General features: G+C 74.8%; 7 protein-coding genes. 3 read left to right on the forward strand and 4 right to left on the reverse strand.

Annotated elements, in window-relative coordinates; all coding sequences use genetic code 11:
• Positions 1 to 403: 403 nt before the first annotated feature.
• Positions 404 to 1642, reverse strand: coding sequence for a type VII secretion-associated serine protease mycosin (gene mycP / locus ACZ5Y0_RS23230; protein ID WP_469130600.1), 1239 nt, complete (start codon positions 1640 to 1642; stop codon positions 404 to 406).
• 14 nt (positions 1643 to 1656) lie between these two features.
• On the reverse strand, positions 1657 to 3183 hold the full coding sequence (gene eccB, locus ACZ5Y0_RS23235) for a type VII secretion protein EccB (protein WP_469130601.1): 1527 nt from the start codon (positions 3181 to 3183) through the stop codon (positions 1657 to 1659).
• A gap of 198 nt (positions 3184 to 3381) precedes the next feature.
• Between eccB and eccE the strand changes: the two genes are divergently transcribed.
• From eccE to ACZ5Y0_RS23250, 3 genes are all read left to right on the forward strand, one after another.
• A complete protein-coding gene (gene eccE, locus ACZ5Y0_RS23240; RefSeq protein ID WP_469130602.1) occupies positions 3382 to 4716 on the forward strand; it encodes a type VII secretion protein EccE in 1335 nt (444 codons plus the stop codon).
• On the forward strand, positions 4713 to 5474 hold the full coding sequence (locus ACZ5Y0_RS23245) for a hypothetical protein (RefSeq protein WP_469130603.1): 762 nt from the start codon (positions 4713 to 4715) through the stop codon (positions 5472 to 5474). The genes eccE and ACZ5Y0_RS23245 overlap by 4 nt, the downstream gene beginning before the upstream one ends.
• A gap of 427 nt (positions 5475 to 5901) precedes the next feature.
• On the forward strand, positions 5902 to 9078 hold the full coding sequence (locus ACZ5Y0_RS23250; protein ID WP_469130604.1) for an SCO5717 family growth-regulating ATPase: 3177 nt from the start codon (positions 5902 to 5904) through the stop codon (positions 9076 to 9078).
• A gap of 74 nt (positions 9079 to 9152) precedes the next feature.
• On the opposite strand, the gene ACZ5Y0_RS23255 is transcribed toward ACZ5Y0_RS23250, so the two are convergent.
• Together ACZ5Y0_RS23255 and ACZ5Y0_RS23260 are read right to left on the reverse strand one after the other, a co-directional pair.
• Positions 9153 to 10103, reverse strand: a complete 951-nt coding sequence (locus ACZ5Y0_RS23255; protein WP_469130605.1) for a bifunctional riboflavin kinase/FAD synthetase — start codon at positions 10101 to 10103, stop codon at positions 9153 to 9155.
• A gap of 170 nt (positions 10104 to 10273) precedes the next feature.
• Positions 10274 to 13705, reverse strand: coding sequence for a trypsin-like peptidase domain-containing protein (locus ACZ5Y0_RS23260; protein ID WP_469130606.1), 3432 nt, complete (start codon positions 13703 to 13705; stop codon positions 10274 to 10276).
• Positions 13706 to 13841: the final 136 nt, after the last annotated feature.

The raw sequence follows: 13841 nt of genomic DNA on the forward strand, positions 1-13841 counted from the left end.
GCGCTCCTCAGGTGTTCATGACCGCAACATGACCACTGTAGTGACTTCCCGCTACAGCCCCAACTGTCATATGAAACAGCTCTGCTACTACCGGCCGCGGCTTTACCGATTCTTCACAGGAGGCAACGACGGTCGTCCGACCCGGCGTTGTCGCGTCCGGCGTCGGGCTCCGCGACCAGCAGCGGGAGGACGACGGGGCGGGGCGGCCGCCCCGCTTCACGCTGCCCCGGTGCTCTCGCCCGCCTTCGAGCGGCCCACCCACCACAACCTGCCGCACGGCAGCGCGCGACGGTGGGTGGTGCTGGTCGGTCCGGGCCGGCGAACGTGCCCGACGCCGCCCGCGGTGACCTACGCCCTCGGCGGCATCCCGCGAGGAGCCTCGGAGATGAGCGCCGGCAGCCGCCTATTGCGCTCCCGCGACCCTCCGCGCCCGCCGTCGCGCGTCCCGGATCGCCACCGCCGTGCCGCCGAGGCCCGCCACCAGGACCGCCGCGGCCACGGTCACGTACGTGGCGAGGCGGGCGTTGCGTTCGTCGGGGGTCTCGCCCACCTGGAACTTCGCGGCCGTCGGGGCCTGGGCGCGGGTGAGGCCCTCCTGGGGGGTGGGGGACTCGATCGGGTGGTCGTCCTCCGTGAGGGCGCGGACCGGGTCGACGACGCCCCAGCCGACCAGGCGGTCGTGGCCGGCGATCGTGCGCTCCGCGGTCTGCTCGATCTGGGCGACGACCTGGCGGGCGGTCCAGTGGGGGTGCTTGGCCTTGATCAGGGCCGCCACGCCCGCGACGTACGGCGCCGAGAAACTCGTACCGTTGTCGGAGCAGTGGCCGCCCTGGGGGACCGTGGAGATCATGTCGACGCCGGGGGCAGCCACGCCGACGAAGTCGCCGGACTGGGAGAACGAGGCGCGTTCGTTGTTGCGGTCGGAGGCGGCGACCGCGAGGACGCCCTCGTAGGACGCCGGGAAGGTCTCCTTGACGTTGCCGCCGACGCCGTCGTTGCCGGCCGAGGCCACCACCACGATCTTCCGGGCGAGCGCCTCGTCGATCGCCTTCTCCAGGTCGGAGTCGGGTCTGAGCGCCTTCGAGGTGTCCTGGGAGATGTTGATGACCTGGGCCTTGGCCTGGATGGCGTAGCGGATCGCCGCTGACAGGCTGGCGGTGTCGCCGTGGCCCTCCGCGTCGTTCTGCTGGATCGGGATGATGGTCGCCTCGGGTGCGAGGCCCACGAAACCGGTGCCGCTGACGGGGCGGGCCGCGATGATGCCGGCGACCTTGGTGCCGTGGCCGACGGTGTCGGTCGTGCCGTTCTCCTTGCCCCGTTCGATGGGGTCGCCGTCCTCGTCCTTGAGGTTCTTCGGCAGGAGGTTGCGGCCGCTCTTGGCATCGACCGCGCCGGTGAGCTGCGGGTTCTTCACGTCGACGCCGGTGTCGATGACCGCCACCCGCACTCCCTCGCCCTTGGACTGGCTCCACAGCTCGTCCAGGAGGACGCGCTGGAGGGACCAGGGGCGGCCCGGGTAGAGGCCGTTGGGGAAGCTGCACTGGTCCGAGTAGGGCAGCTTGTCGGCCGCCTCCGCGGGGGGTGCGAGGACCGTCGCCGTCGTCAGCAGCGTCGCGGCCGCCGCGAGCGTCGTACGAAGCACTGTCGCCCGCCTCCTCACGAGCCCTGCGGCTGACGTGCCGCCGCCGTCGACAGACGCGGGCCCGTCGGCAGGAACTCCGACCAGGCGGCGGGGATCGGCGCCGGGTCCACGTCCTTGTAGCCGAGCCGGTTCTGGGCCTGCTGCGCCTCCCGCTGGAGCTGCTCGCGTTCCTTGGCCGTGGTGCCGATGCCGGCGTCGTCCGTGGCGCTGTCGGCGTTGGACTGCAAGACGTAGCGCAGGCCCGTGTCGGTCACGAGGAAGACCGGGCCGGTCTTGGTCTGCTCACCCTGGAACTGGCGGTAGAGCTGGCCGGAGCCGGGGGTGACGTAGGCGCTGGAGGCTCCGGTGGGCAGCTTGGCCGGGTAGTCCGTGCCCACCCAGGTGCTCAGGGTGGTGGCGCCCGAGCCGGAGTCGACGTCGCGCAGGACGTTGCAGATCGTGCTGCGGCTGCCGGGAGCGGCCGAGGCCTCGTTGACGGGCGCGGGGTCCCCGGTCGGCCAGTTGTGCTCGGTGCCGAAGGCCTGACCCGGCACGATCGCGCCGGGGCTGACCTCATGGGCCTGTCCGGCCTGGTCGAGCGGAGCCAGCTCCTCGCTGAACAGCAGCAGTTGGGCGATGAAGGCGGAGACCGGGGCGACCCGGCCGGGCAGCACCACGTAGTACTGCTCCGTGTTGTTGTCGAACGCCTTGAGCACCATGCCGACCTTGTTGACCGACGCCTCCAGCTGCCCCGGCGCGTCGGCCGCCGTGCCCGGCTGGCCGGTGATCGCCGGGAAGGTGATCGCGTCGCCGAGGTGCAGGGTGGCCAGCCACTCGGCGGAGACCCGCTGGGGCTCCCGGCCGGAGCCGACGACGGCGCGCAGCAGCAGCTCGTCGCTCTTGTCGACGGGGTATACGGCGCCGCTCGCGTCCACGACGTACCGCTTGCCCTCCGGGTCCGCGACGTACAGCAGTTGGCCGCCGTGCAGGCGTCCCTTGTCGTCGGTCACCTTCATGTCGCGCGAGGAGAGCACCAGGGCGGCCTTCTGGACGGAGCCGTCGCCGCCCGCGCCCGGACGCTCGCAGACCGCCCAGAGCTTCCCGGTGCCCGCCTCGGACGCCGGGGGCAGCCGGTCGGGCGCGTACGGGATGCCGATGGTGACGCCGTGCGGGATCTTGCCGTTGTCGAGGACGGATTCGGCGACGGTGACGACGTCGCCCTGTCCGTCGGCGAGGAGCAGTTTCGCGGAGGCCATGTTGAGGACGGGGTGGAGCTGGACCTGGCCGTCGGTCTTCAGGACGACGTACCGCGTCGTCGACTTGCTGGCCACGATCACCTTGGCGTTGGGTTCGTCCCAACCCTTGGGCGCGGTCGGCTTGAACATGCCCCACGCCCCGAAGACCGCCATGACGATCACTCCGACGACGATGCCGGGCAGCACCGAGCGCAGCGGCCGGGGCGCTCCCTCCTCAGACCCGTCGGGCGACGACTGAAGAAAGGCCGCGAGCATGCGGCGCTTCGCGAAGGTGTAGGCATTGAGCTGATCGCGCCGGGATGCCATCTGTCTGTGTCTCTCCCCGTTTTCCGTCCGGGCCGCACGCGCGGGTGACGCGGTCCCCCGCCCCCGATGTCGGAGCGGCCCCCTACTATGCCTGGTATCCGCGGGGAGTTGGGGAGCGGGTAGGGTTCCCGGGCCGTCAAGTGCCCTGTGGGGTGCTGGAACACGGGCGGGTCGTGAGCAGAACGGGGAGATGGAGTGATGGCTTCGGGCACGCGCGTGCGCTCCGGTGGCCGGTCGCGGACGCGGGGCTCCTCGGCGTCCGGATCGCAGCCACCGCGGTCACCGCGGACGTCACAGGGGTCGGCCGCGTCGGGGGCGCTCCATCTCAGGGTGCGTTCGGGGCACGCCGGGGCATTCCGGTTGCAACGCCTGGTCCTGTGGCAGATCGCGGCCGCCGCCCTGCTGGTCGGCTGGGCGATCGGCCCGCTGGCCCTGGGGGCGGCCGGTGTCGTCGCGGCGCTGCTCGTGGCGCTCTCCGTGGCGCGCCGCCGGGGCCGTTCCCTGCCGGAGTGGCTGGCCACCGCGCGGGCGCTGAAGGTACGACGGCGTCAGGCCGCCAAGCTGGAGATACCGCCGGGAACCGAGCCGGGGTTCGCCCCGGCCCTGGAATGCGACCCGAGCCTGCGCACCTACGAGTACGGCAGCCGTGACCGGCGGCCCGTCGGGATCGTCGGCGACGGCACGTTCATGACCGCCGTCCTCCAGGTCGAGGCGGACGCGACCGCGTTGCGGGCCGAGCGCAGCCGGCAGCCGCTGCCGCTCGCCCTGGTGCACGACGCCCTCGACGTGGACGGCATCCGCCTGGAGTCCGCGCAGATCGTGCTGCACACCCAGCCCGCGCCCGCCCTGCACCTGCCGCGCCAGTCCGTGGCCGTCGCCAACTACGCGCCGCTCCAGGAGCAGACCGGCGCGCCGGCCGTGCGCATCACGTGGATCGCGCTGAAGCTGGACCCGGAGCTGTGCCCGGAGGCCGTGGCCGCCCGCGGCGGCGGCCTGGTCGGCGCGCAGAAGTGTGTCGTACGGGCCGCCGACCATCTGGCCAGTCGGCTCACCGGCGCCGGGTTCCGGGCCACCGTGCTCGACGAGGAGGGCCTGACGGCCGCCCTCGCCACCTCGGTCTGCGCCAACCCGCTGGTGACGGCGGAGGCCGGGCGGACCGGGGCGGTGGACCGGCGCACCGAGGAGTCCGGCCGGAGCTGGCGGTGCGACAACCGGCGGCACACGACGTACTGGGTGCGCCGGTGGCCCGCGCTGGGCGGCGGCAGCGGTCCGTCGCTGCCGCAGTTCGTCGCCCTGATCACCGCCGTCCCCGCGCTCGCGACGACCTTCAGTCTCACCCTCGCGCGCGGCGAGCGGCAGGAGGTGTCCCTGAGCGGGCACGTCCGGGTGACGGGACGCAGTGACGACGAACTCGTGGCGGCGCGGCGCGCGGTGCAGGGCGCGGCCCGCCACACCGGCGCGGGCCTCGCCCGCCTCGACCGCGAACAGGTGCCGGGCATCCTGGCCACGCTGCCCCTCGGAGGTGTTCGATGACGGCGACGACACGGGCCGGTACGCCGGAGCCGTCTTCCGGCACGCCGGGTCGCCGGTCGCCGCGCGCCGGCTTCGGGCTGATCGGTCCGCGGCACGGACGGCACTCGGTGTCCGTGGAACAACTGGGCTCGCTCGCGCTGCCCATCGGGGACGACGGCGTCGTCATCGGCGTGGACACCGAGGGGCGGCCCGCCGTCCTGGGACTCAACCGGCCCACGCCGTACGACGTCGTTCTCATCGGTGGCCTGTGGACGGCGCAGGTGCTCGCGCTCAGAGCGGCGGCGACCGGGGCCCGTGTGGCCGTGGAGACGGGCCGGCCGCAGGCGTGGGCGCAGATGGTGCACGCCATGGGCGGCGGGCAGAACGGCCTGGCCGTGTACGAGGTCGGCCGGGTGCCCCCGCAGGGCGCGTCGGCGGGCACACCGGTGCTGGTGGTGCGGGACTGCGGAATGCGGCCGCCGCGCGGACGCGTCGCGTCCGGGCCCTGGCAGGCCGTACTGACGTTGCTGCCGTATCTGTCCCCGGTCGCGCCTCGGCTGCTGCGGCAGGCCCGCCTCGTCGGCGTGCAGCGGATCTCGCCGGACGAGTCGGCGGAACTGGGCCGCGCGTTGGCGCTCCCGCGCGCGGACGTGGAGGCCCTGCCCACACTCGCCGACGGCTTCACCCTGTGGTGCGCCGACCGCGACCGGCAGTACGTGATGACACAGCCCACGGACGCGGAGATCGGGTTGCTGGGTACGCCACGGCGCATGGACTGATCCGGTCTCCGGTTTCTCGGCTTCCCGGCTTTCCGGCTTGCCGGCTTCCCGGCTTCCCGGTTTCCGGTGTTCCAGGTTGCCGGCTTCCCGGGTCGCCGTTGCGCGTTCTTCCGCTCTTCCGGCCTCTCCTGTACGGCACTTGTGGCGTTTGGGTCGGTTTGTTGGGTGGCGTGACGCCCGCGCGTCACTCGTCGGGGAGCCGGTGACGTGATGGACTGGTGCCGAGGATGGGCGGGCCTGCCTGGGCGGGGCATCTGATGATTAGGCTGGTGCCGGGCGCGATGCCGGAAACCGTGGGGTGGGCGTCGGCGTCCTGGGGGAGGGCCGGCGCTTCGGACGACCCCAGACGGCCTCGAACCACCGCGTACGACGAGAAAATGGTCGCCCCGGCACGGCTTGAGGGTGCTCGACCACATCAGGAGGAACTGTGAGCAGCGATCGGGACGGGATCCGCGGGGGCTGGGCCACACCCGGCGATGACCAGCCCGACGCGGAGTCCGCCATCGAGACGACGGGCGAGTTCACCATCGACTACGCCCCGCCCGCTTGGTACACGCAGAACGCGGCGGGCGATTCCGGGACCGGGTCGGACGCCGGAACCGGCTCGGATGCCGGTGCGTCGGCTCCGTCGCCCGGGACGAACACGACCCCCTCGACGCCGTACGCCCCTCCGGCTCCCCCGGCGCCCGGCGCACCGTTCGCCCCGCCCGCGGCCGGGCCGGGGGCGCCGTACCCGCCGCCCGTGGGTCCGGGGACTCCTGGTGCTCCGGCTGCTCCCATTGCTCCGGCGGCTCCGGTCGGTGAACCGGTCGCCGTGCCCGGGTTGCCGGCGGACGGCGGTTTCGAGCCGCAGCTGCCGCGGTCCGCGGCGCCGGCCGCTGAGGAAGAGGACGGTTCCGGGAACGGCGATCTGGAGAGCGGCGCGACCATGCGCTTCTCGGCGGTCGCCCTGAAGCGGCAGATCGTGGAGCGGGCCGCGGCGGCGGACACGACGGCCGGCAGCGATGCCGAGGCGGACGCCACCACCCGTGAGGGTGACGCCGGGAACGTGAGCGACGAGGTGGGCGAGGGCTCCCCTTCCGGGGCGGAGGCCGAGGGGGCCGACGCCGAGGCCGTGTCCGGCGAAGCGAAGCCCGAGCCGGAGCCGGAGGCCGAGACGACCGTCGGGGGGAGCGCGACTCCGGCAGCCGTACCCGCGGTCGCCGTACCCGCGGTCGCCGGGACCGCCGTCGCCGGAACGGCCGTCGCCGAGACCGCGGAGGAGAATTCGACGGACGGAGACCCGTCGGACGACGTGCCGGTCGCCGACGCCCCGGCGCGGACCGAGCCGTCGGCCGCCGCGGGCGCGGCACCGGTCACCGAGCCGCCGAACGCCGACCCCGAGGCCGTCCCGCAGGACGCCGCGCCGGCCGCTCCCCCCGCCTGGACTCCCCCGCCGGCCCCGCAGAGCGGGCTGCCGCCGCTGCCGCCGTCGTACCAGCCCGCCGCGCCCGCGGCGGCGGCCGAGTGGCCGGCTCAGCCGCAGCAGGCAGCCCCCTCACCGGCCGCGGCGGCTCCACAACCACCCGCCCACCCGCAGGCTCCGCCGCCCGCGCCGGCGACCTGGAACCCACCGCCGCCCACCGCACCGACAGCGGAGCCCGCGCCCCAGCCTGCGTACGGCTTCCCGCAACCGCCCGCCGCCCAGCAGCCGGGCCCCCCGCCCCCACCCGACGCGCGGCCCGGCTACGGCTTCCCCCAGCCTCCGGCACCCGCGAGCAACCCCCCGGCCGGCTACGGCTTCCCGCAGCCCCCGGCGGCCGCTCCGGCTGCCCAGCCGCATCCCGGCCCCGCGCCCGCTCCCAACTCCCAGCCCGGCTACGGCTTCCCGCAGCCCCCGGCGCCCAACAGCCCCGGCGGCCAAGGCTTCCCGCAGGCCCCTGCCCCCACGCCCCCCGCCGCCCCCGGCGGCTACGGCTTCCCCCAGCAGGCTCAGGCCGCCCCGGCCGCACCCGCGCCCAACCCGCAGCAGAGCCCTGCCCCTTCGGCCCCGCAGCCCCCCGCCGCGCCCACCGGCTACGGCTTCCCGCAGCCCTCGGACCCGCAGGTGCCATACGCTCCCCGGTCCGCGCAGGCCCACCCCGGCGTCCCCCACCAGGCGGACGGACGGCCCCAGGCTGCCCCGCCCCAGGGCGCCCCGCAGGACTCCCCCGGCCAGCCCCCGCAGGCGGCGCAGACCCCTCAGCCGCCGCAGAGCGCCCACACCCCCCAGCCGCCCCAGGCCCCCGCCGACCCCCGCGTGGGTGCCGCCTGGCCGCAGCCGATTCAGCATGATCACCGGCAGCCGGTCAACCCCGGTGCCGCGCCGCTGGGTTACACCGCTGCCGTGGAGCTGTCCTCGGACCGTCTGCTCAACAACAAGAAGCAGAAGGCGAAGAGCAGCCGCCCGACGGCCGGCGGCGGTCGCTTCAGGATCGGCGGAAAGAAGGAGGAGGCCGAGCGGCAGCGGAAGTTGGAGCTGATCCGGACCCCGGTGCTCTCCTGCTACCGCATCGCCGTCATCAGTCTCAAGGGCGGCGTCGGCAAGACGACCACGACCACCGCGCTGGGGTCCACCCTCGCCACGGAGCGCCAGGACAAGATCCTCGCGATCGACGCGAACCCGGACGCCGGTACGCTCGGCCGCCGGGTGCGGCGCGAGACCGGGGCCACGATCCGTGACCTCGTCCAGGCGATCCCGTACCTCAACTCGTACATGGACATCCGGCGGTTCACCTCGCAGGCCGCCTCCGGTCTGGAGATCATCGCCAACGACGTCGACCCGGCCGTCTCCACGACGTTCAACGACGAGGACTACCGGCGCGCGATCGACGTGCTCGGCAAGCAGTACCCGATCATCCTCACCGACTCGGGCACCGGTCTGCTCTACAGCGCGATGCGCGGCGTGCTCGACCTCGCCGACCAGCTCATCATCATCTCGACGCCGTCGGTGGACGGCGCGAGCAGCGCGAGCACGACGCTGGACTGGCTGTCCGCGCACGGGTACGCCGAACTGGTCTCGCGTTCCCTCACCGTCATCTCCGGTGTCCGTGAGACCGGCAAGATGATCAAGGTGGAGGACATCGTCAGCCACTTCGAGACGCGGTGCCGGGGTGTCGTCGTCGTGCCGTTCGACGAGCACCTCTCCGCCGGTGCCGAGGTCGACCTCGACATGATGCGGCCGAAGGTGCGGGAGTCGTACTTCAACCTCGCGGCGATGGTCGCGGAGGACTTCGTCCGGCACCAGCAGATGCACGGCCTGTGGACCAGCGACGGCAACCCGCCGCCGGTCGCCGCCCCACCCCTGCCGGGCCAACCCGGTCAGCCGGGTCAGCCCCAGCCGTACCAGTACCAACCCCAACCTCAGTACCAACCGCAACCCCAGCCCGGGCAGCCCTACCCCGCCGCCCCCCAGCCCTACCCCCCGCAGGGGCAGCCGCAGCAGCCCCACCCACAGATGCCGCAGCCCGGCCAGCCGTACCCGGAGCACGGCCGGCAGCCACAGCAGCACCAGCCCGCCTACCCGCCCCACCCTCAGGGCCCGGACGGCCAGACCCCTCCCCCACCGCCGCCCCCGCAGCCGTAGCCGTAGCGGAAGAAGGGCGGCCGGTGTCCGATGACACCGGCCGCCCTTCGCCGTCGTGGGTGCGGATCGGTCCGCTACCCGGCCGCCTCCGCCACCAGCTCCCGGCAGCGCTTCACGTCCACCGCCATCTGCTCCAGCAGCCCGTCCAGGGACTCGAACTTCGCCTGGCCGCGGACGAACGCCAGGAAGTCGACGGCCACATGGAGGCCGTACAGGTCGAGGCCGACGCGGTCGATGGCGTACGCCTCCACCGTGCGCTCGGTGCCGTCGAACTGGGGGTTGGTGCCGACCGAGATGGCGGCCGGCATCGCCTCGCCGGCCACGTGCAGCCAGCCGGCGTACACGCCGTCGGCCGGGATCGCGGTGTGCGGGAGCGTCTCCACGTTCGCCGTCGGGAAGCCGAGTTCGCGGCCGCGCTGAGCGCCCCGCACGACCACGCCCTCGACGCGGTGCGGTCGGCCCAGGATCTCCGCGGCACCCTCGACGTCGCCCCCGGCCACCAGGCGCCGGGTCAGGGTCGAGGAGAACGGCTCGCCGCCGCCCGCCTCGCCGGACACGAAGAGGTCGACGACCTCGACCTCGTAGTCGTAGACCCCGCCCTGCTCGACGAGGAACTCGACATTGCCCGCGGCCCTGTGGCCGAAGCGGAAGTTGGGGCCCTCGACGACCGCCTTGGCGTGCAGCTTGTCGACCAGGACCTTGACGACGAAGTCGGCGGGCGACAGCTTCGAGAACTCGGTGGTGAAGGGAAGGACGAGGACCGCGTCCACGCCCAGCTCCGCCATCAGTTCGGCGCGGCGGTGGTGCGGCGCGAGCAGCGGGGGGTGGCTGCCGGGGCGCACGACCTCGCTGGGGTGCGGGTCGAAGGTGACGACGACGCAGGGCACGCCCAGCTCGCGGGCCCGGTCCACGGCGTGCCGGATGATCAGCTGGTGTCCGCGGTGGACCCCGTCGTAAGAGCCGATGGTGACGACGCTGCGCCCCCAGTCCTGGGGGATGTCCTCCAAGCCACGCCAGCGCTGCACTGTGACCGCTCCTCGAACCTGTGTCCGTGTTTGTCGTGTGGTGATGTGTTCGTGTGTTCCGTTGACCGCGTACGCAGCTCTAAGGGTGCCATGCCTGGTGCCTCCGGCCCGCATCGGCATGGGCGCTGTGACTCGCTCCACTGTCCCAGGGCGTCCGGGCCGGCCCTCGATCAGACGGGAACCCGCGTACCCGCCAGGCTCTCGATGGTGCGGCGGGCGCTCGGGCCGACCAGTGCCGCCCACTCCCCCGGCTCCCCGGTGAGCCAGCCCGCGACCTGTGCGGCGAAGCCGGGAACGTGACGGGCCAGGTCGACCAGGCCGCGGTCGAAGCGGGCGGCGCCCTCCGGGGCGCGGCCGAGCAGAAGGCCGGTGCGGTGGACGAGGACGCGCAGATCCGGTCCGCCGAGCCGGCCGGCCGCGTGCAGCACGGCGTCCAGGACGGCGAGGTCGCGCTCGTGGGCCAGCAGGAAGTCGAGAAGTTCCCGGCGGAGGGCGCCGGGTCCGGCCACGACACCCGCCAGAGCGGCCCGTACGGTCTCGCATCCACCGTCCAGTAGCCCGGTGACCAGGGGAAACAGCGCGGCGGGGGTGGGGTGGCCGACGTCGAGGCGGCCGTCGAGATACGCGGCGAGGTCGCCGGCGGCCTCCGGGCGCCGTTCCAGAACCTCGCGCAGCAACAGGGCCACCGGGCGGGCCACGGCGGGGGTGGCGGCGTCGACGAGGGCGCGCAGCAGGGGCCCGGCGTCGATGCCGAGGCCGTCCAGCCGGGCACGGCAGGCTTCGAGGACCGGTTCCGGGTGGGTGGCGAGGGCGGTGAGCAGCGCCCCCGGCGGCAGCTTCGGGTCGCCCGCGGCGAACGCTTCGAGCGCCCGCGGAAGGTACCGGTCGCGGGTGTCGGGGTCACGGACGAGGAGGGCGAGCGCGCCGCCGTGCAGAGTCCGGTCGGCGGGGCGGGCGAGGACGGCGAGGGCCGCGTACCGCAGCAGCTCGCGGTCGGCGCGGGTGCGCGCGTGCGCCGCCGCGAGCGGTCCGTACGTCGTCGCGGCGGCCCGCCGCTGCGGTCGCTCGTCGTGCGCCCACCGGTCCACGGCCCGGCACAGCGCGGAGGGTTCCTCCTCGGCCAGCACCGCGAGGAGTTCGTCCGCGCGCGGGTGCGCGCGGTCCACGAGGACGTCGGTCAGGTCGTCCAGGCCCCGGTGCCGGTGGGTGTGCAGCAAGGCCTGGGCGGCCGTCGCCACGGTGGCGTGCGGCGTCGCCGGCAGCGGCCGCTCGTCGTCGAACCAGAGCGTGAGCAGTGGTTGCACGGTGGCGGCGTCGGCGGCGAGCAGCCGGGCGACGGCGTCGAGGTGGCGGGGCACGTCCCCGGCGGCCGGAGCCGGGTCCGCGAGGACCAGCCGGCGCAGGAGGTCGAGGCGGATGCCGGCCGGGAGCGGCAGGGCGGTCCAGAAGCCGGGGCCGAACCCGGCGGGCCCGGCCGGTCGGTCGCGACGGGCCGCGACGAGGTCGGCCAGGAGCCGCAGGACACCGGCGTACGGGGTCGCGTCCGGGACGCGGGGCAGGGTCTCGGCGAGCAGCCGGGCGGCCCACCAGGACTGCGGGTCGGCTTCCAGTGCCTGGACCAGTTCCTCCAGCCGGACGGCGAGGGGGGTGGCTCCTCGCTGCCGGCCGAGGTGCAGCAGGGCCTGCGCCACGGGGCCGACGCGATGGCGCGGGACGGGCGGCGCGTGGCTGCCTTCGGGGGCGGGTGGGCGGTGGACGAGGACGCGCAGGGCTTCGTCCAGGTCGAGGTGGAGGCCCTGGAGCCAGTCGGCGACTTCTTCGCGGGCGAAGCGGTAGCCGCCCCCGGCGGGCACCAGGAGCCCTTCGGCGAGGACGGCGGAGGCCCAGCCGGTGCCGCCGCCGAGCCGGGCGGGGGCGGGCCCCCACGGGAACACCGCCTCGAACGACGTCCGGTCCAGCTCACCCTGCCCCGGCCCGAGGCTGCGCCGGGCGGCCTCGTGGACCTGTCCGGACACCTTGGCGGCGAGCCGTCGTACGGCGGCGCCGCGCACGCCGTTCTCCGCGGCCAGCCGGACCGCGATCCGCAGGCACACCAGGTCGAGGTGGGCGGCGAAGACGTCGTCGCGCCCGACGGGGCTGTCGCCGTCGGTGCCGGGGAGGGCGGCGCGGACCTCGGCGTGCAGCCGGAGGGTGAGCGGATGCCGCGCGTCGGGGCCCGCGAGTGCGGTGTCCGGGAGGCCCAGCCGGGCGCGGGCCTCCTCGGCCTCTGTGTCGGTGAGGTCGCCGAGGGGGACACGGGGCGGCAGGTCCGGGCCCGTACGGCCGTACAGCATGCCCGCCGGGAAGTGCGGGCCCGCCTGCTCCCAGTACTCCGCCCGGCATGCCACAACCAGCCGGGCTCCGGTCTCCCGCAGCCAGCCCACCGTGCCCTCGGTCCACTCGGGGAGGCGGTGGGCGAGGGCGGGCGGCATCTCCTCGGGGCCGTCGAGGAGGAGGAGCAGCGGTCGGCCCGCGGCGCGGGCGAGGTGGGCGAACCGCTCCGGGGCGGGCGCGTCGAGGGCGGGGAGCGGGCGCGACGTGGCGACGATCCGGGTGGCGCGGGTCAGTGCGCGGTGGGCCGCGTCGGCGACCGAGTCGTCCGTGTCGCGCAGGTCGGCGCCGCGCACGTACAGCGTGGGCGCCGGTTCCGGACCCCGGGCGCGCCGGTCGGCGAGGGCGGCGAGTTCGGTCGTACGGCCGCTGCCGGGGGCGCCGACGAGGGCGAGGACGGCGGCCGGACTCTTGGCGAACGCGGCGAACGCCCCCGCCGGTACGGCCCGTTCGACCGGATTGTGGCAAGGGGCGGGTGGCCCGTCGGTGCCGAGCGAGGTGGCCGCGAGTTCGAGGAGGCCCGCCAGGTTGAGGTCGGCGCCGTAGGCGGGGACGGTGGCCGCGTTGCGGGCCAGCAGATCACGGAGGGGGCCGTCCTGCGGGCCGGGGCGCAGCGGGACGGCGAAGCCGGTGTCGTGGTGGTCGGAGCGCAGGGCGGTGCCCAGGACGGCGACGACGGCACCGGTCTCCGCGTCGAGCACGGGCCCGCCGGCCGCGCCCCCGCCGAGCCGCAGCGCGTCCCGCCCGGCCGTGCCGATGGCCAGTTCCAGGCAGCCCGCGAGGCGGTGGAAGCGATCGGTGGCCGTGTAGGTCACGGAGGTCGCCGTCAGCACCCGCGCCTCACGCCAGCAGCCGGCGGGCAGCCGGACATAGGTGCCGCTTCCGACGCCCTCGCGCACGGTGACCGGCAGGGGGTCCGCGTCGAGGCCCTGGGTGCGGACGAGGGCGAGGTCCAGTTCCGGCAGCGGGGTGACCGCGTCGGCGGTGACGACACGGCCGCGGCCGCCGGCGTCGTACAGGACGAGGCGGGACAAGCCGTCGACGGCCTCGTGGCTGGTGATGACGGTGCCGTGGTGGTCGGCCAGGAAGCCGGCGCCGCGCGGGCGGCCGGCGAGGTCCTCGACGCGGACCAGGGAGGGTTCGGGGATGAGGCGCGTGTCGTCCTCGTGCGGCCGGGGGTCGTGCCGCGGTGTGCCGCGGCCGCCGCCGGTGCGCGGGCCCCGTCCCGCCATCGCCGTACCTCCCCGCCGCGCCCGCGTGCCTGCGTCGACGGTAGGCGCGCGCTGATCGGCGGGACAGGGGGCGTGACGAACGCGCCCCCGTGCACTCCCTCGGTTCACTCCGAGCGCCCGTCCGGACGGGTGAATG

Source organism: Streptomyces sp. NPDC033216 (assembly GCF_055577115.1).